25 protein-coding genes are annotated in these 21,297 nt (G+C 57.2%); 12 read left to right on the top strand and 13 right to left on the bottom strand.

Features of this window, described 5'->3' with window-relative positions; all coding sequences use genetic code 11:
• Positions 1–358: 358 nt before the first annotated feature.
• Positions 359–787 (bottom strand): organic hydroperoxide resistance protein, encoded by a 429-nt coding sequence (locus tag ACESMB_RS03660; RefSeq protein WP_372970922.1) that lies wholly within the window; start codon positions 785–787, stop codon positions 359–361.
• 226 nt (positions 788–1,013) lie between these two features.
• Between ACESMB_RS03660 and ACESMB_RS03655 the strand changes: the two genes are divergently transcribed.
• Genes ACESMB_RS03655 through ACESMB_RS03645 form a run of 3 tightly spaced genes read left to right on the top strand, consistent with a single transcriptional unit; the run spans position 1,014 to position 3,024 of the window.
• Complete coding sequence (locus ACESMB_RS03655) at positions 1,014–1,904, top strand: NAD-dependent protein deacetylase (protein ID WP_372970921.1); 891 nt, start codon at positions 1,014–1,016, stop codon at positions 1,902–1,904.
• A 53-nt stretch (positions 1,905–1,957) separates the two neighbouring features.
• A complete protein-coding gene (locus ACESMB_RS03650; protein ID WP_372927628.1) occupies positions 1,958–2,704 on the top strand; it encodes an AzlC family ABC transporter permease in 747 nt (248 codons plus the stop codon).
• On the top strand, positions 2,701–3,024 hold the full coding sequence (locus ACESMB_RS03645) for an AzlD family protein (protein WP_372927627.1): 324 nt from the start codon (positions 2,701–2,703) through the stop codon (positions 3,022–3,024). Before ACESMB_RS03650 ends, ACESMB_RS03645 begins: the two co-directional genes overlap by 4 nt.
• Here ACESMB_RS03645 and ACESMB_RS03640 read toward each other — a convergent pair.
• The gene (locus ACESMB_RS03640) at positions 2,956–3,813 is read right to left on the bottom strand and encodes a DUF3750 domain-containing protein (protein ID WP_372970920.1); all 858 of its coding nucleotides are present in this window, start codon (positions 3,811–3,813) and stop codon (positions 2,956–2,958) included. The two genes, ACESMB_RS03645 and ACESMB_RS03640, sit on opposite strands and share 69 nt — an antisense overlap.
• A 188-nt stretch (positions 3,814–4,001) precedes the next feature.
• On the opposite strand from ACESMB_RS03640, the gene ACESMB_RS03635 reads away from it, so the two are divergent.
• From ACESMB_RS03635 to ACESMB_RS03625, 3 genes are read left to right on the top strand one after another with little or no spacing between them, the layout of a single operon-like run.
• A complete protein-coding gene (locus ACESMB_RS03635) occupies positions 4,002–4,217 on the top strand; it encodes a dodecin (protein ID WP_372927353.1) in 216 nt (71 codons plus the stop codon).
• Between the two features lie 55 nt (positions 4,218–4,272).
• Entirely contained in the window at positions 4,273–4,821 is a 549-nt protein-coding gene (locus tag ACESMB_RS03630) for an isochorismatase family protein (protein WP_372927354.1), read from the top strand.
• On the top strand, positions 4,815–6,173 hold the full coding sequence (locus ACESMB_RS03625; protein WP_372970919.1) for a nicotinate phosphoribosyltransferase: 1,359 nt from the start codon (positions 4,815–4,817) through the stop codon (positions 6,171–6,173). Before ACESMB_RS03630 ends, ACESMB_RS03625 begins: the two co-directional genes overlap by 7 nt.
• On the opposite strand, the gene ACESMB_RS03620 is transcribed toward ACESMB_RS03625, so the two are convergent.
• The gene (locus ACESMB_RS03620; RefSeq protein ID WP_372927356.1) at positions 6,174–6,824 is read right to left on the bottom strand and encodes a hypothetical protein; all 651 of its coding nucleotides are present in this window, start codon (positions 6,822–6,824) and stop codon (positions 6,174–6,176) included.
• A 42-nt stretch (positions 6,825–6,866) separates the two neighbouring features.
• Positions 6,867–8,036: a GNAT family N-acetyltransferase gene (locus tag ACESMB_RS03615; RefSeq protein ID WP_372927363.1), complete on the bottom strand. Its 1,170-nt coding sequence runs from the start codon at positions 8,034–8,036 to the stop codon at positions 6,867–6,869.
• Positions 8,037–8,183: 147 nt separating this feature from the next.
• Between ACESMB_RS03615 and ACESMB_RS03610 the strand changes: the two genes are divergently transcribed.
• From ACESMB_RS03610 to ACESMB_RS03585, 6 genes are all read left to right on the top strand, one after another.
• The gene (locus ACESMB_RS03610) at positions 8,184–8,870 is read left to right on the top strand and encodes a response regulator transcription factor (protein ID WP_372970918.1); all 687 of its coding nucleotides are present in this window, start codon (positions 8,184–8,186) and stop codon (positions 8,868–8,870) included.
• The gene (locus ACESMB_RS03605; RefSeq protein WP_372970917.1) at positions 8,867–10,192 is read left to right on the top strand and encodes an ATP-binding protein; all 1,326 of its coding nucleotides are present in this window, start codon (positions 8,867–8,869) and stop codon (positions 10,190–10,192) included. The genes ACESMB_RS03610 and ACESMB_RS03605 overlap by 4 nt, the downstream gene beginning before the upstream one ends.
• A gap of 7 nt (positions 10,193–10,199) precedes the next feature.
• Positions 10,200–10,805, top strand: a complete 606-nt coding sequence (locus ACESMB_RS03600; protein WP_372927359.1) for a YigZ family protein — start codon at positions 10,200–10,202, stop codon at positions 10,803–10,805.
• A 78-nt stretch (positions 10,806–10,883) separates the two neighbouring features.
• Entirely contained in the window at positions 10,884–11,408 is a 525-nt protein-coding gene (locus ACESMB_RS03595) for a DUF4136 domain-containing protein (protein WP_372927360.1), read from the top strand.
• A gap of 37 nt (positions 11,409–11,445) precedes the next feature.
• A complete protein-coding gene (locus ACESMB_RS03590) occupies positions 11,446–11,799 on the top strand; it encodes a translation initiation factor Sui1 (protein WP_372927361.1) in 354 nt (117 codons plus the stop codon).
• A 106-nt stretch (positions 11,800–11,905) separates the two neighbouring features.
• The gene (locus ACESMB_RS03585; protein WP_372970916.1) at positions 11,906–13,159 is read left to right on the top strand and encodes a D-amino acid dehydrogenase; all 1,254 of its coding nucleotides are present in this window, start codon (positions 11,906–11,908) and stop codon (positions 13,157–13,159) included.
• Positions 13,160–13,229: 70 nt separating this feature from the next.
• Here the strand turns inward: ACESMB_RS03585 and ACESMB_RS03580 are convergent, their stop codons facing one another.
• From ACESMB_RS03580 to ACESMB_RS03540, 9 genes are all read right to left on the bottom strand, one after another.
• Positions 13,230–14,873: a fatty acid--CoA ligase gene (locus ACESMB_RS03580; RefSeq protein ID WP_372970915.1), complete on the bottom strand. Its 1,644-nt coding sequence runs from the start codon at positions 14,871–14,873 to the stop codon at positions 13,230–13,232.
• Between the two features lie 171 nt (positions 14,874–15,044).
• Positions 15,045–15,326 carry a pyrimidine/purine nucleoside phosphorylase gene (locus tag ACESMB_RS03575; protein WP_135953216.1) on the bottom strand — a complete coding sequence of 94 codons (282 nt, stop codon included), beginning with the start codon at positions 15,324–15,326 and terminating at the stop codon, positions 15,045–15,047.
• 96 nt (positions 15,327–15,422) lie between these two features.
• The gene (gene mnhG, locus ACESMB_RS03570; protein ID WP_372927262.1) at positions 15,423–15,836 is read right to left on the bottom strand and encodes a monovalent cation/H(+) antiporter subunit G; all 414 of its coding nucleotides are present in this window, start codon (positions 15,834–15,836) and stop codon (positions 15,423–15,425) included.
• Entirely contained in the window at positions 15,829–16,101 is a 273-nt protein-coding gene (locus ACESMB_RS03565) for a monovalent cation/H+ antiporter complex subunit F (RefSeq protein WP_372927263.1), read from the bottom strand. The genes mnhG and ACESMB_RS03565 overlap by 8 nt, the downstream gene beginning before the upstream one ends.
• Before the next feature lie 11 nt (positions 16,102–16,112).
• On the bottom strand, positions 16,113–16,586 hold the full coding sequence (locus ACESMB_RS03560) for a Na+/H+ antiporter subunit E (RefSeq protein WP_372927264.1): 474 nt from the start codon (positions 16,584–16,586) through the stop codon (positions 16,113–16,115).
• The gene (locus ACESMB_RS03555) at positions 16,583–18,097 is read right to left on the bottom strand and encodes a Na+/H+ antiporter subunit D (RefSeq protein ID WP_372927265.1); all 1,515 of its coding nucleotides are present in this window, start codon (positions 18,095–18,097) and stop codon (positions 16,583–16,585) included. The genes ACESMB_RS03560 and ACESMB_RS03555 overlap by 4 nt, the downstream gene beginning before the upstream one ends.
• Positions 18,094–18,441, bottom strand: coding sequence for a Na+/H+ antiporter subunit C (locus ACESMB_RS03550; protein ID WP_027832816.1), 348 nt, complete (start codon positions 18,439–18,441; stop codon positions 18,094–18,096). The genes ACESMB_RS03555 and ACESMB_RS03550 overlap by 4 nt, the downstream gene beginning before the upstream one ends.
• 46 nt (positions 18,442–18,487) lie before the next feature.
• Positions 18,488–18,913, bottom strand: a complete 426-nt coding sequence (locus ACESMB_RS03545) for a Na+/H+ antiporter subunit B (RefSeq protein WP_372927266.1) — start codon at positions 18,911–18,913, stop codon at positions 18,488–18,490.
• Positions 18,910–21,216 (bottom strand): putative monovalent cation/H+ antiporter subunit A, encoded by a 2,307-nt coding sequence (locus ACESMB_RS03540; protein WP_372927267.1) that lies wholly within the window; start codon positions 21,214–21,216, stop codon positions 18,910–18,912. The genes ACESMB_RS03545 and ACESMB_RS03540 overlap by 4 nt, the downstream gene beginning before the upstream one ends.
• Positions 21,217–21,297: the final 81 nt, after the last annotated feature.

Raw genomic sequence — 21,297 nt, 5'->3', positions numbered from 1 at the left:
GCAATAACACCTAATCCGACCATTCCGAACCCCAGGGCCAGGCGGCTGACGAGTGTTGGACGAAAACGGGCGAACAGGGAAAAGCGGGTTGCCCGGGGGCGGGAATAAGAGGCATTAGTTGGAGGCATCAGCAAGGGCACCAAGTTATCGGACAGTCAACAGGTGTCATTCTTTGTAAGACGGACGAGAAAGGTATAGCCGGTATTACATGTAAATGCACACGTTTGCATGAAGCGTTATGCGTTCTGCGATGCCTGGTTCCGGGGCCTGAGGGCCGCGGATATTTCCGCCCAGCCAATGACAGAGGCAGCGGTTTTCCCGCTGCCTCTGTCATTCAGGCTGACTTGTGTTGCCGTTTTTAATCGACCCGGGTCAGAGTCACATCAATGTTGCCACGGGTGGCATTGGAGTAGGGACACACCTTATGGGCTTCGTCGATCAGCTGTTTTGCACTGGCGTCGTCCATACCGGGCAGTGAAATCTTCAGCTCCACTTCAATAGCGAAACCTGCCGGAATCTGGCCAATACCGACCACCCCCTCAATGGACGCGTCTTCCGGCATAGGCAGCTTGTCCCGCCCCGCTACAAACTTCATGGCGCCGATAAAGCACGCTGAATAGCCTGCTGCGAAGAGCTGCTCCGGGTTGGTGCCCTTGCCACCTGCGCCACCGAGTTCTTTCGGGGTGGTCAGCTCGACATCCAGAATGCCATCGGACGAAATGGCCCGGCCATCACGGCCGCCGGTGGCTTCTGCTGATGCACGGTACAACACCTGTTCAATAGACATAATCCTTATCCTCCTCTCTGCGCTCTGCGCTCTGCGCTCTGCGGCGCAAACGTATGGTTGGCTGTCAGGTTGTTTCACCACGTCAATCATTGCACACAAATAAATTGTGCACAATGTATAAACAGGAAACTGTTATCAGGCATTGACGCTGTTTTCGGCTAACCAGCATTGGCAGGGCCCGATTTGCTCCTTAAAGTAGAGAGGTCTGCCAACAGGTGTAAATGTGATGTCTGCAATTCGAAAGCCCGCCAGAGGCGTAACCATGCCAAGCAACGATCAGCCGCTGGTGCTGCATACGCCGGAGGAGGCCGGTGTCATGCTGGCGGAATTTATCCATCGCTACCCGGGGCTGATGATTCTGACCGGTGCCGGCGTCAGCACCGATTCCGGCATTCCCGATTATCGGGACGGCGATGGTGCCTGGAAACGCAAACAACCGGTGCAGCACCAGGATTTCATGACCAGCATGGCGGTGCGAAAACGTTACTGGGGCCGAAGCCTGATCGGTTGGCCAGTCATCCGCAATGCCAGGCCCAACCCGGCCCATCAGCTTGTCGCAGAGCTGGAAACGCGCAATCACAGCCGTTTGTTGGTGACCCAGAACGTAGACCGTCTTCACCAGCAGGCTGGCAGCCGTTCTGTGACGGACCTGCATGGCAGGGCAGACGAAGTGGTCTGCATGAGCTGCGGATACCGGTGCAAACGGGACGAGGTGCACGAGCGCTGTGCCGATATGAACCCGGAGTTCAGGCAATACACCGCCGGTGCGGCACCGGATGGCGATGCTGACCTCGAGGTGGACTTTTCCGGGTTCCACATTGCCGACTGCCCCTGCTGCGACGGCATTCTGAAGCCGGATGTGGTGTTTTTCGGAGATTATGTTCCCAAAGAGCGGGTGCACTCGGCGCTGGCCACCCTCAGGGCCAGTGATGGCCTGCTGGTGATCGGGTCATCACTGATGGTTTATTCCGGGTTCCGCTTCTGCCGCTATGCAAAGGAATGGGGCAAACCCATGGCGACACTGAATATCGGCCGCACCCGGGCTGACTCGCTGGTGGACCTCAAACTCAACGCAGGCATCAGCGAAACCCTGGCTGTCTCGCTGAACCAGCTCTGACGCTTCGGCATCTACCTATACGCATCTGCTGGCAGTTTCATTAGCTTGCTTATATGAACGCCAGCACATATTCCTACCAGCTCCAGCCAGAGAAAGTCCGTTCCGAATTCCTCCGGCTTCTTCCCATCTCGTTATTCGTGGTGGCATTCGGTGCTGCCTTCGGCCTGGCAGCCGTGCAGAAAGGGCTCGAACCACTGCAGGCGATTTTGATGAGTTTCACCGTGTTTGCCGGTGCGTCCCAATTTGCCGCCGTGGACATGTGGGGCAGCGAAGTCTCCCTGATTCCCCTGATTGCCGTGGTGTTCGCCATCAACTCCCGACACCTGCTGATGGGTGCGTCGCTTTACCCCATGCTCCGGGACATGTCCCCCGGACGCCGATACGGCCTGCTGCTGTTTCTGACCGACGCCAACTGGGCGGTCTCTGCCCAGGACTACCAGAACGGCAAACGCAACCTGGAAGTCATTCTTGGCGGCGGCCTCGCCATATGGATCGCATGGCTTATCGGAACCTGGCTCGGGGTTTATTTCGGCGGGCTGTTGCAGGACCCCCAATCCCTCGGCCTGGACATGGTGCTCGGCTGCTTCCTTCTGGCCATGGCGCTGGGTGGTAACAAGTCACCCAGAACACTGGTGGCCTGGACCGTGGCCGCGGTCTCATCACTGGCCGCCTGGAAATGGCTGCCCCCGAATACTCACGTGATAGTTGGTGCGATAGCTGGTGGTGCCATCGGCTTCTTCTGGCTGGAAAACAAACACGGTGAAGAAGACGTAGCTACTGAGGAGGGACCCTCGACGTGAACATTGAAACCACCACTGCCGGTATCCTGGCCCTGATTGCAATCATGACGATTGTCACCATGGTGACCCGTTTCGGCGGTGTGTTCCTGATGTCCTTCGTCACCATCAGCCCCCGCATTGAGAGCTTTATCAATACCATGGCCAGTTCGGTATTGATCGCCATCATTGTTCCCATGGCGTTCAGCGGTGACGCTGGCTCGCTGGCGGCGTTGGTTGTTACGGCGGTGGTCATGCTGGCTACCAAAAAACCCTTACCGGCCATTGCTGCAGGTATCGTCGCTGCAGGCCTGGTGCGTTACACGGGTATCGCTGGATTTTAGCCCGGCCGTCTCGGCAGCACCCGGCTCAGACGCCGGCATAGGATTCGTGTTGCGCAGTGCCAGCTCCCCAATCCCCGGGAGTTTGATGCCAAGCCCCAGCGGGTTTATACCCAGAGATAAACCCAGGATGTTGAGTTCCAGGCCTTCCCGAACACCGGCCAAGACGCCGAAATAGCCACCCAGCGAAAACTGATAACCGCTCCCGCCGGGCACTTCAGACAGCACACCATTACCCAGATAGTCCTTGCCAATGGCGTGATTGGGCAGGGCCACTTCCATCTCCGGAATCTGACGGATCACCCAGGCCACGAACGTGTTGCTGTTGGGGCCTGGCCATGCCTCATAGGTTGTCGGGTAAGGGTACTCCTCGATCACCTCACCAAGCTGCTCAATAATCTTCTGCGCCTGCTCCCCGCGAAAATCTGCGATCAACTGGGGTCTGGAGCCGTACCAGGCGCGGTCCGGGTCATCTGGCCGCGACTGGACCACATAGTGGCGCCAGCCGGTCACTTCATGAACATAGTAACTGCTGGCACCCGCCTCCTTGGTGCTGATCCAGGTGTGCAACGAAAAATAGCCTCGCCAGTTGAAAGCGCGTGCACCGTATACTTGTACCACAGCGTCCTGCTCCTGCTCCGGAGTGGGGGCCAGCCCGGCACTGGAGCGATCGGCCGTTCGCCAGCTTCCGGAGTCCTGGAAACCCGCACAGGCAGCCAGCAGGAGAGGGCCGGCCAGTAACAGTGCGAGTGTCAGGGAGACACCGATAAAACAATGCTTGATTTTTCTCATAGAGATCCGGAGCCAGTGAGCGGTTGCCAGGTTACGATGCAGGAAATCTCAGAGTTCAGTTATTACGTAAAGTTCCCGCATAGAAGCGTGCCGGCTGTTTGCTGGCTACAGTTTACTGGTATAGGCTGAAAATACAGGCATTCGAAAGCTTTGCCTGACTATAGACGGGCTTGATGAAAGGAGGTGTTATGTCCGACCATCATGTTTACAAGAAGGTGGAAGTGGTTGGTTCCTCGAAAACAAGCATCGAGGATGCCATTGAAAATGCGATCGCCGAATGCAGCAAGAACCTTCGGAACATTGAGTGGTTTGAAGTACAGGAAACCCGGGGCCATGTTGTTGATGGCAAAGTCGGACACTATCAGGTTGTGCTTAAAATCGGCTTCCGGATAGAGGGAAGCTGACATCCGGTGATCTGAACGAACATCTGAATCTGGTAAAGCCATGGGAGGTAGTCTTATGGGCACCGGACCAAATGCTCTGTTACTGATTGATGTTCAGAACGACTTTTGCGAAGGCGGCAGTCTGGCGGTGCCGGGCAGCGACGAGATCTTTCCAGCCATCAACCAGTGGATCAGCAAGGCGCAGGCGGCAGACTGGCCGATTCTCGCCAGCCGCGACTGGCACACTGTCGACCATATAAGTTTCCAGGATCGCGGTGGTCCCTGGCCGGTCCATTGTGTCCAGGATACCCAGGGGGCCGAGTTCCATCCGCAAATGGAACTTCCCCATTCCGCGGTCAGGGTAAGCAAGGGAACGGCGTTCGACACGGATGCCTATTCCGCGTTTGACGGCACCCAACTGGACAGTTATCTACGCCGCCATGGCATCCATCGCCTCTTTGTGGCCGGCCTGGCACTGGATGTGTGCGTACAGGCGACTGTCAAGGATGCCTTGCAACTCGGTTTCGAAGTCGAACTCATCACCGAAGGCACCCGTGCTGTGAATGCAGACGACGCGCCGGCAGTCTTCGAGGACCTGAAAGAGGAGGGAGCCGATCTGTGCTGACACAACCACCGCTTGTCAGACAGGGCGACCTGTCACTGATGGTCGATCTGTATGAACTCGCTATGTCCCAGGCCTACTGGTCCGAGGGCATGAATGACACGGCGGTGTTCAGCCTGTTTTTCCGTGAACTGCCTGAGAACCGCAACTTCGTACTTGCCTGCGGGCAGCAGAGTGTGGTTTCCGTTATTCAGGCCCTGAGTTTCACCGACGAGCACATTGAGCGACTGGCATCGCTGCAACGGTTTCAACCGGAGTTTCTGGACTGGCTGCGCGGCTTCCGGTTCAGCGGTTCGATTTACGCGGTTGCCGAGGGAACGCCATTGTTCCCCCAGGAACCCATGCTCGAGATTGAAGGGCCGATCGCCGAGGTCCAGCTGCTGGAAAGCCTGGTTATGAACTATGTGCACCTGGAGTCGGTTCTGGCATCCAAGGCCGTGCGGCTGACTTTCGCGGCCGAAGGGCGGCCGGTGGTCGACTTCGGCATGCGCAGGACCCATGGCGTGGACGCGGCTCACAGGGCCGTGCGGGCATATCGGCTGGCGGGGCTGGCAGGCACCAGCAATGTCCTTGCGAGCCTGGATTTCAACGTGCCCGTTTACGGCACCATGGCCCACAGCTTTGTCCAGGCCTGTAGCGATGAACTGGAAGCGTTCAGGGTCTATGCACGCCTCTACCCCGGAACCACGCTGCTGGTTGATACTTACGATACCCGCGCGGCTGTCAGTCGAATTGTTGACTGGCTGCGGGACAGCCCCGAGGTGAACGTCGGTGGTATTCGTCTGGATTCCGGAGACCTCGCGGAAGAAGCTCTGGACTGCCGTAGAATGCTGGATGAGGCCGAATTGTCCGATATAAAAATCATGGCGAGCGGTGGTCTGGACGAGTACAGAATCGCCGAACTGGTGTCATCGGGAGCGCCCATTGATGGTTTTGGCGTAGGTACATCCATCGCCGTTTCGCGCGATGAGCCGGCGCTGGAACTTGCCTTCAAACTGACTGAATACGCCAGCTTTCCGCGCATGAAAAACTCACCGGGCAAACAGTCGTATCCCGGGCCCAAACAGATCTATCGGCGTTTGGGGCTGGATGGCACCATTGCCGAGGACGTTGTCTGCGGCAGAGACGAGGTGTTTGACGGCAGTCCGATGCTGAAACCGATGATGAAGCACGGCCGGATTGTCGACGGCGCCATAGCGCCACTGGACGAGCAGGTCAATGCTGCCAGGGCTGCTATTGATACGCTGCCGGAAAGGATTCGCTCCCTGGAACCTGTGGAAACGGTGCCGGTTATGATCAGCGACTTCCTGAGGGCCTTGCAGCGGGATACCCTGGAGCGGGTGATAAGGGACTGACTACTTGAGCATTCTGCGCCTGATCAGAGTAACCAGCTGGTCAAGCATTTCCTTGGCCTGGCCGTCGTAAAGCATATGGAACTTTTCTTTCTGCACGGCTCTGTCGTGGTTGGAGCTTGATGACAAGGAATCCTTGCGCAAGTCCATGTAATGACAGGCGGCCAGGTGTGCCTTGATATGGTTATCAATCAGTTGGGTAATAAGCTCGTCCACGTCACCGTGGCAGAAGGGACGTACCCGGTTCAGCGTGCTGCGGGCTGTCAGTGCTGCATTCCGCGCCTCAAGCCGCAGTTCGCCGGCCTGTTCATCCGCTTCAACGGCACGAAGAAACATGCCGAGCTTGTCGTGCAATGACCAGAGTAGCGGCCAGATGGTTTCGTAAGCCGCCTTCTCCGCAGTGAACCGTTCACTGGCGGTGGTGTCATTGCCGCCAGAGGCGCCGGGGCCGTTGAACTGGGAAACCCGCAATTCGTCCATGTCGGTCCAGAGGCTGTCGACGCGCTGTTTTACCGCATCGATTTGCGATAACGCCCTTCGCCTGGCTGCGGAGCCGGAGAACAGGGCAGCGATCGCTATAACCAGCGCGGCCGCAGCAATCAGAAGGATGAAATGGTTGGTGCTCAGCAGGTCAAAAAGATAGTCCGGTTCCATGGCTGCCCGCTCCGTAATATGTCAGTAAAAACTTGAGGTCTGCTACTGATCCGGCCCGACTTGCCTGAATGGTAGCGCGTCTAGCGCATCCTCGGTATAGGCCATGACGTGCTCCGCCTCTTCCCGGGTAAACCTGGCAATGGCCTCGCGGAATCCAGGGTGAAGTACGCCGTGCCAGGAGTGGGTTATAACCGGCTCGAAGCCACGAACCAGTTTATGCTCCCCCTGGGCACCAGCGTCAAATCGGGTCAGTGCCTGCTGGATGGCCAGCTCGATGCCCTGATAGTAGCAGGTTTCGAAATGCAGATGCTCGAATTCCTCAAGGCAGCCCCAATAGCGACCGTAGAGTGTATCTGTGCCATGAAGAAAGAGGGCTCCCGCAATCATCTGTTCATCCCTGACAGCCATGACGATGTGCAACTGTTCTGGCTGCCGCTCCCTCAGCTGGAAAAAGAACTCCCTATTGAGATAGGGCCGTTGTCCACGTTTCAGGTACGTCGCCTGATAGAACACGTAAAACGCCGAGAGGACATGATCGGGCGTATTCTTGCCTGAAAAATGCCGGAACGAAATGCCCTGGTCCGCTACCTGTCTCCGTTCTTTGCGAATGGATTTTCTTTTCCGTGAGGTCAGCACGGCCAGGAAATCATCGAAGCTGTCATAGCCATGGTTTTGCCAGTGGAACTGGCAGCCAATGCGGTGGAGCTCCTCTTCCATGCCCAGCGTTTGCTGATCCGCTGCATCCGGAAACAGCAGATGCCAGGAATGGGCGCCCAGGTTTTCGGAAGCCGAATCCAGTGCCTGATGGATTCGCTCTGGCGTTATCCACTCCCGAAGTTGCTCCGAGAGCAATAGCCGTGGCCCTTGGCAGGGCGTAAAGGGTACTGCAATGAGCAACTTGGGATAATAATCCATGCCGTAACGCTGATAGGCTTCCGCCCAGGCCCAGTCGAAAACGTACTCCCCCATGGAATGGGTTTTCAGGTAGGCGGGTGCGACACCTGCAAGCTGGCCATCCAGGTAGAACATCAGGTGGGATGGTGTCCAGCCGGTGGCCGCGGTTGTGCATCCGGATTCTTCCAGTGAGAGCAGGAAGTCATGGCGCAGAAAAGGGTTGTCAGTGCCGCTGAAAGCTCGCCAGTCATCGGCGTTGATGCCACCGATGGAGCGGACGGTTTGGATTGTCAGTTCAGGGGTGCCGGATTCTGGCATGGTATGGGGCTCTCGGGGATTTATTACTACCATACGCCAGAAACTCCGAGATGATCACCGTGTAAAGGTTATGCAAAGAAAAATGATGCAAAACAGGGTCCTTTTAATGCCGTGATAGACTGCTGTCTGTAACAACGGAGGATTGCTATGCAAAACCGGGTGCTGTTGGTTGAGGACGATGAAGAACTGCGGGAACTGTTGTCACGCTATCTCGCCAATCAGGGTTTTACCGTGCGCGAAGCGGCGAACGGTCAGGACGGACTGTCCCTGGCGATGGGTCAGCACTGTGACATCGTGGTGCTGGATATCATGTTGCCGGATATCAGTGGACTGGAAGTGCTGCGCCAGCTGCGGGCAAAAACCCACCTTCCCGTTGTGCTGTTGACAGCCCGTGGTGACGAAACTGACCGGATCGTGGGCTTCGAAGTGGGTGCCGACGACTACATTCCCAAACCCTGCAATCCCAGGGAACTGATTGCCCGGCTCCAGGCGCTGTTAAGGCGTGTGGCCTGGGATCAGGAAGTTGGCCTGGACGAATCCCGGACCTATGGCGACCTGAGGGTTGAGCCGGTGCACCTCAGGATATACCAGGACGACGTGGCGCTGGATCTGACTGCTACCGAGTACGAAGTTCTGCAGGTGCTGCTGGCCCATGCCGGCAGTGTGGTGAGAAAGACGGACCTCATGCAGTGGGCCCTGGGGCGTCGCCTGGAAGCTTACGACCGCACACTGGATATGCATATCAGCAATCTGCGAAAGAAACTGGGCAATGACGATCCGCCGAGAATTGAAACGGTTCGGGGGCTGGGTTACAGCTATCGGGTGCCGTCATGACCAGAGGGCTCAGGTTTCCCCTGTTCTGGCGGATATTCATCTCAATCTGGCTTGCCATGGCGCTCACCATGGTTGCTGGCAGCCTGGTCACCCACACCCTGAAAGACCGTGAAAGGCAGGCCATTGAACGTCAGGCAGGCCTGCAGGAGCTTGCCGTTGAAGCGTTGGCGGTGCGCGAGAACCAGGGGCGGGGCGATGCCTGGCGCTTTCTGAAGGAGCGGGGCAGCGAGCTGGAGCTGCACCTGTTCCTTATCGAGGCAAACCACGATGATGGCAGCCTGCCGGAGTCCATCCGCGAACGAATGGAGTCGGGCGGCTGGTATCGGCAACGGCCCGCGGTCATTGAGGTGGCAGAAGGCTACCAGCTGGTTGCCTGGCCGCGCCTGAATGGCGAAGCCTGGCTGAACCCCCGGGTTTTTCAGTGGCTCGAGCTTACCCTCGCTTTTGTCATCATAACGTTGGCCTGCGTCTGGGTGGCGCGGCTTGTGTCACGCCCTCTCAAGCATATGGAAGCAACAGCGAAGGCCATTGCCTCCGGCGATAATTCCCTGCGCGTCAGTGACGGCATTGCCGGCCGTCGGGACGAAGTGGGTGCCCTGGCAACAGCCTTCAACGCCATGACCGAACAGTTGTGCAAACTGCTGGATCGCCAGACTCATCTGCTGAGGGATATCTCACATGATCTGCGAACTCCGCTGACGCGCCAGCGGATCGCCATCGAACTGGCCCGTGAGGGCGGCGTGGATGACGATCTTATGGCCTCCATCCTGCGTCAGAACGAGCGGCTCGAAGCCATGACCTCGCAGATACTGACTCTGTACCGGGTATCGGAGAAGGGCGGAGACATTGAGCGGGAAGGCGTCCAGCCGGTAATGGTAATCAATGAAGTGCTCAAGGACGCCGCCGATTACGCGGAGCATCGGGGGGTTGACTGCCTGTTGACCATTGGTCCGGATTGCAGGCGTGCGTCTGTACTGGGTGACCCGGGGCTGCTGCAGCGCGCTTTCGACAACATTCTGCAGAATGCCCTCGACCACACACCTCCGGGCAGGAAAGTACACGTGGCTTTGCATTCAGAGCAGGATCAACTGGTACTGGAGATCCGGGACGAAGGGCCGGGCGTGCCGGATGAGGTTCTGCCACACCTGTTCGAGCCGTTCTACCGCGCGGACAAGTCCCGTGGTGGCAAGGGCTGGGGGCTGGGCCTTGCGATTGCCAGGGATATCGTGGCTATTCACGATGGCGAGATCGAGGCGTTCAATGCTGAACGGGGTGGCCTGGCGGTGTCGCTGCGGCTTCCCGTTTTCACCGGAGCGAACTGAGCTGACCATGTCAAAGGATTATCCAGTCCCGGCCGGTTTCCTGGAGCGGGAGACAGAGATCAAGAAGAGCCGTTTCATTGCCCGTGTTGTCCCGGTGACATCGCGGGACGATGTCAGAGACTGGCTTGACCGGGCCCATCAAGACCATCCGGACGCACGGCATATCTGTTGGGCCTATCAGATTGGCCGCTCCGGAGCGGCGGCGGAAGCGGCGATGAACGACGACGGTGAGCCATCGGGAACCGCCGGAAAGCCTATCCTGAGCGTGATCCAGCACAAGGATCTGGGCGACGTTCTGGTGATGGTGATCCGCTACTTCGGAGGTACAAAGCTGGGCGCAGGAGGCCTTGTCAGAGCCTATGCCGGCGCCACCGAGGCCGTGCTGGCAAAGGTTGACCGGGTAATCCAGCAACCCCTGTCGCGGGTGACGGTCACCATGACTTTTGCCGATGAGCAGCCGGTCAGGCACTGGTGTGAACAGAACGATGCCCGGGTCGAACAGGTCGAATACAGCTCCCGTGTGGTAGTGGATATCACCATGCCAGTGGATCGGAACCAGGAGTTCTCTGCGTTCTGTGAGGCTCGTGGAATGGATTACAGTTTTGAAACCTAGAGAAGGTTTCCCGAAACTCCGCACGTCTACTGTGCGTATACTGGGCTATGGAAGGTACACAAAAGGGTCGTTGCAATCATGAGAATTTTCTTTGTTTCCCTGTTAATGCTGGTATTGGCCGGGTGTGCCAGCAACGTTGTAACAGATTATGATTCCGGAACAGTCTTCGGTAACTACGCATCCTGGGCATTCGCCCAGCAGAGTGAGGGCAAAAACTTCACCTCACTTGATGGCGGCCGAATCGAGAACGCTGTGGAGCGGGAGCTGAATCGCAAGGCCATGCGCAAGGTCGACGAGGGCGAAGCAGGCCTGCTGGTGACCTGGCAGATTGTTGAAGAGGAACGGCTTGAGCGCAGCGGCTTGGGCCTCGGGTTCGGTTTCGGTACTGGTAACTTCGGCTGGGGCCTGTCTTCGGCTCCGCCGGTTCGGGAAATCCAGGAAGGCAAGCTGGTAGTGGAGCTGGTTGATGCGAAGACAGAGCGTGTTGTCTGGCGGGCCGCCAGCCGCCGTTACCTGAATGAAAACCAGTCTTCCGAAACACGCCGCAAACTGATAGACGAAATCGTTGCGGACATGTTCGAAAAGTATCCTCCGGGGGCATGAAGCCCCGGTTGGATCCCGGAAATACCAAGAGGATGTTATGAAGAATCGTTCTGGTGGACTGGTGTTTTCCACGGAACAGGGACGCATGTGCCCCGGTTGTCGACGGCCCGTTGATGACTGTGCTTGCGGTGCACCATCACGTGCCGTTGGTGACGGGGTTGTGCGTGTCAGCCGTGAAACCAAGGGGCGCAAGGGCAAGGGCGTCACTCTGATCACCGGCATTCCCCTGGATGAGAAAGCGCTGAAAAGCTTCGCCAAAACCCTCAAGGCCCGATGCGGAACCGGCGGTACCGTCAAGGATGGAGTGGTCGAGATCCAGGGCGATCAGCGAGATGTGCTGGTGCCGCTTTTAAAGGAGAAAGGTTGGCAGGTTAAAAAGTCAGGTGGCTGACGAACACTGGCACTCCTTGATTCTGGCGAATGGTCTGACACGCAATCTGTTGTTCCAGACGTTACAATAGCGGGCTGATTCAGGTGCAGGCCGAGGGAGGAACTGAATGCATGTACTGGTGCTGGGTGCAGGTGTTGTTGGTGTTACAACCGCATGGGTTTTGAGACAGCAGGGTTATGACGTTACCGTTGTAGACCGGCAAAGCATTGCGGGAGCCGAGACTAGCTATGCCAATGGCGGCCAGATATCAGTATCCCATGCCGAACCCTGGGCCAATCCTTCCGCGCCTTTCAAGGTGCTTAAATGGCTGACCCGCACCGATGCGCCCTTGCTGTTCCGGCCCCGCATGGATCTGGCCCAGTGGCGCTGGGCGGCTGCATTCCTGCGTGAATGCACCTCTGCCAGAGCAGCCCACAATATCCGCCAGATAGTCCGTCTTGGCACCTACAGCCGCGAGCGTTTGCAGTTGCTGCGTAAAGAAACCGGCATCGAATATGATCACCTCGAAAAGGGCATACTTCACTTCTACACCAATCCACGGGAGTTTGAGTCCGCACTGGAGCCGGCCCGCATCATGCGTTCCCTGGGCTGTGACCGCCAGGTAATCGATGCCGATCGGGCGGTTGAGCTGGAGCCGGCGTTATCACCGGTCAAACATCGGATTGAAGGGGCTACTTACACCGCAGAAGACGAATCCGGTGATGCCCGGCAGTTCACTCAGGCACTTGCCAGTAAGGCACAGGAAGCCGGCGTTGAGTTTCTCTACGGTAGTGAAATTCTCGGTTTCGAGAACACCCGGGACCGAATCCTTGGCATCAGGACCATATGCGAAGGAAAGCACCAGACCCTGCGTGCGGACAGGTACGTTCTCAGTCTCGGTAGTTTCAGCGCCGTGCTGGCCCGGCAACTTGGCCTGTTCCTGAATATCTATCCGGCAAAAGGCTACTCTATAACCGTGCCAGTCAAGAATGAGGAAGCCGCTTTCAATGTCAGTCTCATCGATGATGAATACAAGTTGGTGTTTTCACGTCTCGGCGACCGCATCCGAGTGGCCGGCACTGCAGAAGTGAGTGGCTATAGCCGGGAGCTGAACCTTATCCGATGCCGGTCTATCGTCCGCCGCACAGCCGAACTGATGCCCGAAGCCGCCCACTGGGAACGGTCCGAGTTCTGGGCCGGGTTACGGCCGGCAACACCTTCGAATGTGCCCTATATCGGAAAAAGCCATTTCGGGAATCTCTATCTGAACACCGGTCATGGCACTCTGGGGTGGACCCATTCCTGTGGCTCTGCTGCAGCGCTGGCGGATATTATGGCAGGGCGTAAACCGGATGTGGATTTTGGCTTTACTGGACTTTAGGTGGGAAAAAACCAGACTAATGCCCCGCAGCTGTACCTGTGTTCCAGGCCGTGCGGGGCACCTGTAGCTCCTACTGCAGCTGATCCCGAATCAGCTTCTTGTTGATCTTGCCAACACTGGTTTTCGGGATATCCTCAACAAAATCAATCTGGCTGGGGATTGCCCACTTGTTGATTTCGCCGGAGTCCACGAATTGCATGAGGTGGCTCTGGATATCTTCAAGGGTGGCTTCCTCGCCAGGTTTCAGGGTGACCATGGCATGGGGGCGTTCGCCCCACTTTTCATCCGGTACACCGACCACTGCGGCGCCTGCGACGGCCGGGTGCTGACTGATCAGGTTCTCCAGATCCAGGGATGACAGCCATTCACCACCGGTCTTGATCACATCCTTGATGCGGTCCTTGATGGTGAGAGTGTGGTCAGGCTCCATGCTGGCGACGTCGCCGGTGTGCAGCCAGCCACCTTCCCAGAGTTCCTCACCTTTTTCAGGCTGCTTGAAATAGCCCTGTGTCAGCCATGGAGCGCGGGCAACGACTTCGCCTTTGGCTTCGCCATCATGGGGGAGGGGCTTACCCTCCGGGTCCACTATTTCAAGTTCCACCATCGGCACCGCAACACCGGTCTTCACCCGGATGGACGTCTGCTGCTCCAGGGGTAGCTCCATATCTTCCGGCTTGATATGCGAGGCACTTAGCAGCGGACAGGTCTCAGACATGCCGTAAGCGGTGTACATCTTGATTCCCAGTTTTGCACCGGCATCGCAGAGGCCCTTTGTCAGTGCGCTGCCACCGATCAGCACGTGCCAGTTGTTCAGGTCGGCCGTCTTGATGGATTCTGTCCCCATCATCATCTGCATAATGGTTGGTACGCAGTGTGAGAAAGTGACCTTGTGTTCCTTCAGAAGGTCGACAAGCAGTTCTGGCTCGTAACGACCGGGGTAGACCTGTTTAACGCCGAGCATGGTGGCAGCGTAGGGCACGCCCCAGGCATGGACGTGAAACATCGGTGTCAGGGGCATGTAAACCGATGACGAGCGCAGTAACGGCATCTCATCAAATGCTGCGGTAACCCCTGTCATGGTCAGAGTGTGCAGCACCAGCTGGCGGTGGCTGAAATACACGCCTTTGGGATTGCCGGTAGTGCCGGTAGTGTAGAACGTGGTTGCTACGCTGTTTTCGTCAAAATCCGGGAAGTCGAACTGATTGTCTGCTTTGGTCAGTAATTGCTCATACTCACCGATGGTATCGACAGGCGCCGCCTTGGCCTGGTCGCTGTCGGTCAGCTGAATCCACGTCCTGACGGTTTTGATTTCGTCCTTCACGCCTTCAATGATAGGAAGGAAGTCATCGTGTACCAGTACCACATCATCTTCGGCGTGGTTCATGGTGTAGACAATCTGCTCCGGAGACAGACGTACGTTGATGGTGTGCAGAATGGCGCCAATCATCGGTACGGCAAAGAAGCACTCGAGGTAACGAGGAGTGTCCCAATCCATGACAGCCACGGTATCACCCGCCTGCACGCCGGCGTCTGTCAGTGCGTTTGCCAGACGATGGATGCGATCCACAAGGTCGGTATAGGTGTACTTGCTACGGTTGGCGTACACGATTTCCTGATCCGGATTGTAGCGGGGGCCGGAGAGCAGGAGCTGTTTGATCAGCAGTGGATACTGATAGGCGTTGTCCGCCGGTGACAGGATGCGGGTCTGTGCCATAACTCGGTACCTCTTTCTCAATTGTTTCATTTATAACGAGAAGAGCCCTAAATCTGACACAGTTTTACGTCAACGGAAACCTTTGAATGATAAAAAACGCGGAACCGGAGCTGCCGGCCTGGGCGGCCGGTGTGTCCCGTTCCACGCCTGTGTGGGAGATCACCCGAATTGTTATTCGTAGGTGCAGAGGTAGGCGGTATCGATGTCAGTCTTTGCCTTGAAGCTGGCCTGCCCGGCCACTTCAAAAAACTCCCCGGAACCGTAGGTCATCCATTCCTCCATGCCCGGCAAAAGAACGGTCAGGGCGCCACTGATCACTGTCATGGTTTCCTTCTTGCTGGTGCCGAACTCATATTCGCCCGGGCTGATAACGCCCACCGTTGCCGGCAGGGTAGAGGTCTGGAAGGCAATAGATTTGGCCTTGCCATCAAAATATTCATTTACTTTCAGCATGAAGGCATCTCCTCATAATCGATGAGCGCACTATACGCGAAATTATGTTGCCATGCTGTGAATAACAACGGGCCTGTTAGTAGTGCCCGAAAACGTTCAGGAGTCCTTGGGAGACTCTGATTCCGTTGGTGGGGTAACGCTTTCGGGGCTGCCCTCGTAACCACTGCTCAGTTTGTGGGTGTCCGGATCGTAGTTTTCCCTGAGCTCATCCTTCACGGTGCCATCCCACAGTGAGGTGCCCAGGAAGTAACCGGCGCGCCCGATAACATGAGCTGCAATTGGGGAGGTGATGAGGATGAAAACGACGATGGCGAATGCTCGGGCAAACACGACACTGTCGCCAAAATAGAAGGCCACACCGCCCATGGTGAACATGGCACCCATGGCACCGGCCTTGGTGGAGGCGTGCATACGGGTGGGCAGGTCCGGCAGCCGGAGAATGCCAACGGCGGCGAGCAGCATGAAGGCTGCGCCGGCAAGAAGCAGAACCGATACAATGATCTCAATCATTTCTGCGTCCCCCGCGCTCCAGGAATCTTGCAAAACCGATGGCCGCCAGGAAGGCTGTCAGAGCGATCACAATCGCGACATCCAGTAGGCTTGATACACCGGTGTCAATCGCATGGACTCCTACATAGCCCACCACGATGGACGCAATCAGCTCCAGCGCTACAACCCGGTCAGGTAGCGACGGTCCCCTGGTCAGGCGAATGAACGCGAACAGTAGCGCCACCGAAAGCATAAAGTAGACAATATTGATAACAAACGGAATCACGTGTTGGCTCCTCAGCGCAAGATCTTCAGGATTCGGCGCTCAAGTTCCTTGAGATCCTGGCGCAACTGTTCTTCATCCTGGAGAAACATTGCGTGTATAAACAGTACCTGGCGGTCGTCAGACACATCCAGGCTTAATGTGCCGGGTGTCAGGGAAATCACGCTGCTCAGGAACATGATCTCGACGTCGGTGTGGGCTTCAAGGCGGAACGCAATCACGCCGGGTTTCATATACCAGACCGGGGTAGCAACGTCGTAGGCCACGCGGAAGTTGGCCTTGATCAGTTCTTTTACAAAGTAAACCAGAAATGCGACAACCCTGGGAATACGCCTGGAATAACCCTTCAATACCGGTACCTGCCTCTGCAGGACCATTAGCGCCAGGTACGCAAAAAAGAAACCGGCAAAGAGATTCATGGCTGAAAAGTTGCCGCTCAGTGCCACCCAGGCAAGTGCCAGCATGATGTTCCAGAAGAAACCGATCATTGTTGCGCACCTCCCAGAACCGCCTCTATGTAGAGCTCGGGGTTCATCAACTGATCTGCGGCCATTTCTGCCAATTCATAAATAGGCTGGCCGTTAAGGCCGATGAACAGGGTACAGGCCGCAAGGCCGACCACGGGGATATAGTAGGCCCAGTTGTGGCTTTTCTTCACATCGCCTTTTAGCAGGCTCATGGACTTGACGTGTTCCGGCGTTTTTTTCCAGAACACCTCTGCCCAGATCTTGATCATGGAGTACAGCGTCAGCAGACCGACCAGCAGGGCAATGCCGGTAACCACATAGGCTTCGGCTTCCAGACCAGCACGGATAACGACGAATTTGGCGAAGAATCCGGACAGGGGAGGAATGCCTGCCAGGGACAATGCCGGTATCAGGAACAGCAGGGCAAGCATGGGTTTTTCCTTGTAGATGCCCCCCAGGTCTTTCAGCTCATAGCTGCCCTGCAACCGGTAGACAATGCCACTGACCAGAAACAGGTTCGTCTTAACAATGATGTGGTGCATGATGTAGAACACCCCGCCAATGATCGCCAACGGTGTAAACAGCGCAAGCCCGAGAATCATGTAGCCAATCTGGCTGACTATGTGGAATGAGAGAATCCTGCGGAACTCAAACTGGGCTGCAGCTCCCAGAACGCCTGTCAGCATCGTCAGTGCTGCCGCCCACAGCAGGATAGTGTGGGTGTACTCCACATCCTGTGTGAATATCAGGGTGAACACACGGTATAGAGCGTAAACCCCCACCTTGGTCAGCAGTCCGGCAAACAGGGCGGAAACCGCCACCTGTGGGGTGTGGTAGGAAGCCGGTAACCAGAAAAACAGCGGGAAAGCCGCCGCCTTGATACCGAATGACACCATGAACATCATGGATATCACGGTAATCATGCCGGGATCTTCCAGGGTTGCCACTTTCTGGGCAATGTCAGCCATGTTGAGTGTGCCAACGGTGCCGTATAGCAGGCCTACCGCCGACAGGAACATGGCGGACGAGAACAGGTTCAGGGTCACGTATTTGATGGCGCCTTCCATCTGCGCCCGCTCACCACCCAGTGTCAGCAGGGCGAAGGAGGCAAGCAGCATGACCTCGAACCAGACGAACAGGTTGAAGAGGTCCCCTGTGAGGAAGGAACCTGCCACCCCTGCCAGCAACAGATGCATCAGCGGATAATAGCCGAACTTCTCGTGACCCTTGGGCGTGGACGCCAGGGAATAGATGGCAATCGCCAGGCCGATAATGCCCGTCAGCACGATCATGATGGCGCTGAGTATGTCGGAAACAAACACAATGCTGAATGGTGCCGGCCAGCTGCCCATTTCCAGCACCAGGAAGCCTTCTTCCATGGTGGAGCGCAACAACCACACGCTGGCACCAAGTAGCAGAGCGGTAGCAAGCACGCCAAGAATGCGCTGATAGCGAACCGAACGCCAGAGTGCCAAGGAAACGGCACCAGAGATCAGCGGGATGAGAATCGGTAATGCGAGTTCCGGGTTCAAGTGTCCGTATCCTTCATCTGGTCGAGGTCGTCGGTTCCCACTACTTCATACGCACGGCGTATGAGAACTACGGCAAAGGCCAGAACGCCGAAGGCGATAACAATGGCAGTGAGTATCAGGGCCTGGGGCAAGGGATCTGCAATTGCGCCTGCCGGCGCCTCGGCGCCCTCGGGGAGCAGGGGTGGTGCACCCCGGGTCATACCCGATACCACAAAGATCAGCAGGTTGGCGGCGTTGCTGAGTATCATCAGGCCAATAACCAGCTTGACGATAGAACGGCGCAGCATCATATAGATCGCTGCCGCGAACAGGATGCCTACGACATAAGCCATCAGGCTTTCCATAACGGCTCTCCTTCCGGATTGATCACTTGATATTCGCGCTTTCGCCTCATTCGTCCGACTCCATCAGGTTGATGACAAAGGTCATGATGGTGCCCAGAACGGCGGCATAAACGCCGATGTCGAAGATCAGGGGCGTTGAAAGTTTAAGATAGCTGCCGCCTGGCAGGGGCAGCTCCCACCAGTGGGCAGTCAGCATCGGCTGGCCGGCCAGGAACGCGGGGATGGTCGAGGCGATGGCAAAAAGCAGCCCGGCGGCCAGCAGATCCCTGGGCGCTACCCGGAGAATGCGGCGAGTGGGTTCAGCGCCAAAGGCAAAGGCATAGAGAACGAATGCACTCGCTGCAACCAGCCCGCCGATGAAGCCGCCACCCGGCTCATCATGGCCGCGGAACAGCAAAAACACCGAGAACATCAATTGCAGGGGCATGATGAACAGGGCTGCGGTATGAAGAATCAGGGTGTTGGACTTCATGGCTTGTGCTGGTCCTCCGCCTTCAGTTTGATCATCGACAGTACGCCCAGGGCCGCCAGAGACAGGACGAAGATCTCGCCCAGAGTGTCCAGCGCGCGGAAATCCACCAGGATCACGTTGACGATATTGCGGCCGTAGGCCAGCGGCGCACTGTTCTCGATGTAGTAGCTCGAGATGCTCTCGAAGTACTGTACATCCAGGGCTGCCAGGATCAGCAGTGTCATGACGACACCGGCAAACGTCGCTACTGCCAGGTCGCGGTAGCGTTCAAACGGCGACGACAGGTTGACGAATTCCGGCAGTTTGAACAGAACCAGCACCAGCAGAATCACAGTCAGTGTTTCCACCAGCAACTGGGTGATGCCGAGGTCCGGCGCACTGAACAGAATGAACGTGAGTGCGACTCCGAAGCCGAGTACACCCATTGAAGCCACTGAACCCAGACGGGAGTGTGTGGCACTGGCAAAAACGGCGGCAGCGATCAGCAGCAGTGCAATGCCCCATTCATAAAAGTGACTGTCGGTCAGATCCAGCGTCAGGTTGATGCCATGGTGGGTCAGTAGTGTGTAGCCAGTAAGGCCGAACGTCACCGCAACGAGCAGTAACAGGTATAGCCCCAGAACACCGTTCTGCAGCACCCGTGTCTGCCAGGCTGCGACAACGGTGATGCCTTCCATGAAGCGGAAGTAACCCGTCTCCGGGCCGAATCGGGCGGCAGAGGTATTGATGGCGAAGAGCGCAGGCTGAAGCCGGTTCCAGCTCGACAACAGGCTCAGGCCAAGCACCAGGCTGCCTACAGAAAGTATCAGTGGCACGTTAACGCCATGCCAGAGCGCCAGATAGGTGTCCACCGGTGAGCCATTGACTGCGCCCACTGCAGAACGGAGCAGTGCTCCTTCTGGCAGGAAGGGAGCCAGGCCGAACACCAGGGCCGTCAGCGACAGCACGGCGGGGCCGACCAGCATTCCTAACGGCGCTTCATGGGGTGTTTTGGGTGTATTGCCAACCCTGCCAAAGAAGGGCTTGATGGCCACCAGGCCTGCGACGCCGACAATCAGTACGGCCGCGGCAACGGCTGCAGTGGTCAGCCCGGCAGACCAGAGCGGAGAATCGAGCAGTGACTCGAACAGCAGTTCCTTGGCAATAAACCCGAACAGCGGCGGCAGGCCCGCCAGCGATAATGCCGCCAGGCAGGCAATCGCAGCCGTGACCGGCATGGTCTTTTTCAGCCCACCCATCAGGGTGATGTCCTTGGTGCCGGTCTCGTGATCTAATGCGCCGGCAATCATGAACAGCGCGCCCTTGTACAGGGAGTGGGCCACCAGGAAGCAGATGAAAGCGGTCAGCGCCAGTTCGGTGCCTACGCCAATCAGCATGGTCAGGGTGCCCAGGGCCATGATGGTGGAGTAGGCCAGCACCTTCTTGATGCCGGTGCTGCTGAACGCCAGGTAGGCGCCGGTGAACATGGTGGCGGCACCGAACAGCATCAGGGCCTGGCTCCATAGCTCGCCCTCCCCCAGGGACGGATTCAGGCGTGCCATCAGGTAAACGCCGGCCTTGACCATGGTCGCCGAGTGCAGGAAGGCTGAAACCGGTGTGGGCGCCGCCATGGCATTGGGCAGCCAGAAATGGAAAGGAACCTGTGCCGACTTGGTAAATGTACCCGCCAGGATGCAGATAACGGCCGCGGTGTAGAAGGCGTGCTCATGGATGGCCAGGTCGGACGCCAGAATCTCGGACAGTGAATAACTGCCGCTGATGATGGCCAGAAGCACCAGTCCGGCCATCAATGCAAGGCCGCCGGCTACCGTCACAAACAGGCCCTGCAGAGCACACTTGCGGGCTTCCATGTCTTCATGGTTAAAGCCAATCAGCATGTATGACGTAATGCTGGTCAGTTCCCAGAAAACGAACAGGGTGATCAGGTTATCTGATAACACCAGCCCCAGCATCGATGCCATAAAAGAGAGCATGATGACGAAGAAGCGGGCCAGGTACCTGTGCCCGGCCAGGTAGGAGCCAGCGTATATCAGGATAAAGGTGCCGATGCCGCTGATGAGCAGGGCAAACACCAGCGAGAGGCCGTCGACCAGAAAGTTCAGATTGATACCGAGCCCCGGTAACCAGGCGTATTCCAGTACCATGGAACCATTGGCCTGAACGTCCGGGATCAGGCTGGCAAAATACGCCGTAAGGGTTGCGGGAAGGATCGCAAGTACCCAACCGATATACCTGCCACTGATCCGATGCAGTGCCGGTGCCACAATTGCCAGCAGAAAACCTGATAACACAGCCAGTAGCATGTTTAGATTGCGCTCCAGTCAGGCCCGTAAAAGTCGGCTGGATCGCTCCGGGGCTGGAGACGGATCCGCAGGGAATATTAA

This window comes from Marinobacter sp. (assembly GCF_041686475.1).
In the GTDB taxonomy this organism is placed as follows: domain Bacteria; phylum Pseudomonadota; class Gammaproteobacteria; order Pseudomonadales; family Oleiphilaceae; genus Marinobacter.
The sequence above is the reverse complement of the archived record's forward strand: the minus strand, read 5'-3'. Positions and strand labels throughout refer to the sequence as shown.

Excerpts from the sequence above, each read along its gene's own strand:
- ACESMB_RS03660 (WP_372970922.1), bottom strand. The coding sequence starts at position 787 with ATGTCTATTGAACAGGTGTTGTACCGTGCATCAGCAGAAGCCACCGGC.
- ACESMB_RS03655 (WP_372970921.1), top strand. The coding sequence starts at position 1,014 with ATGTCTGCAATTCGAAAGCCCGCCAGAGGCGTAACCATGCCAAGCAAC.
- ACESMB_RS03650 (WP_372927628.1), top strand. The coding sequence starts at position 1,958 with ATGAACGCCAGCACATATTCCTACCAGCTCCAGCCAGAGAAAGTCCGT.
- ACESMB_RS03640 (WP_372970920.1), bottom strand. The coding sequence starts at position 3,813 with ATGAGAAAAATCAAGCATTGTTTTATCGGTGTCTCCCTGACACTCGCA.
- ACESMB_RS03635 (WP_372927353.1), top strand. The coding sequence starts at position 4,002 with ATGTCCGACCATCATGTTTACAAGAAGGTGGAAGTGGTTGGTTCCTCG.
- ACESMB_RS03630 (WP_372927354.1), top strand. The coding sequence starts at position 4,273 with ATGGGCACCGGACCAAATGCTCTGTTACTGATTGATGTTCAGAACGAC.
- ACESMB_RS03620 (WP_372927356.1), bottom strand. The coding sequence starts at position 6,824 with ATGGAACCGGACTATCTTTTTGACCTGCTGAGCACCAACCATTTCATC.
- ACESMB_RS03615 (WP_372927363.1), bottom strand. The coding sequence starts at position 8,036 with ATGCCAGAATCCGGCACCCCTGAACTGACAATCCAAACCGTCCGCTCC.
- ACESMB_RS03610 (WP_372970918.1), top strand. The coding sequence starts at position 8,184 with ATGCAAAACCGGGTGCTGTTGGTTGAGGACGATGAAGAACTGCGGGAA.
- ACESMB_RS03605 (WP_372970917.1), top strand. The coding sequence starts at position 8,867 with ATGACCAGAGGGCTCAGGTTTCCCCTGTTCTGGCGGATATTCATCTCA.
- ACESMB_RS03600 (WP_372927359.1), top strand. The coding sequence starts at position 10,200 with ATGTCAAAGGATTATCCAGTCCCGGCCGGTTTCCTGGAGCGGGAGACA.
- ACESMB_RS03595 (WP_372927360.1), top strand. The coding sequence starts at position 10,884 with ATGAGAATTTTCTTTGTTTCCCTGTTAATGCTGGTATTGGCCGGGTGT.
- ACESMB_RS03590 (WP_372927361.1), top strand. The coding sequence starts at position 11,446 with ATGAAGAATCGTTCTGGTGGACTGGTGTTTTCCACGGAACAGGGACGC.
- ACESMB_RS03585 (WP_372970916.1), top strand. The coding sequence starts at position 11,906 with ATGCATGTACTGGTGCTGGGTGCAGGTGTTGTTGGTGTTACAACCGCA.
- ACESMB_RS03580 (WP_372970915.1), bottom strand. The coding sequence starts at position 14,873 with ATGGCACAGACCCGCATCCTGTCACCGGCGGACAACGCCTATCAGTAT.
- ACESMB_RS03575 (WP_135953216.1), bottom strand. The coding sequence starts at position 15,326 with ATGCTGAAAGTAAATGAATATTTTGATGGCAAGGCCAAATCTATTGCC.
- mnhG (WP_372927262.1), bottom strand. The coding sequence starts at position 15,836 with ATGATTGAGATCATTGTATCGGTTCTGCTTCTTGCCGGCGCAGCCTTC.
- ACESMB_RS03560 (WP_372927264.1), bottom strand. The coding sequence starts at position 16,586 with ATGATCGGTTTCTTCTGGAACATCATGCTGGCACTTGCCTGGGTGGCA.
- ACESMB_RS03550 (WP_027832816.1), bottom strand. The coding sequence starts at position 18,441 with ATGGAAAGCCTGATGGCTTATGTCGTAGGCATCCTGTTCGCGGCAGCG.
- ACESMB_RS03545 (WP_372927266.1), bottom strand. The coding sequence starts at position 18,913 with ATGAAGTCCAACACCCTGATTCTTCATACCGCAGCCCTGTTCATCATG.
- ACESMB_RS03540 (WP_372927267.1), bottom strand. The coding sequence starts at position 21,216 with ATGCTACTGGCTGTGTTATCAGGTTTTCTGCTGGCAATTGTGGCACCG.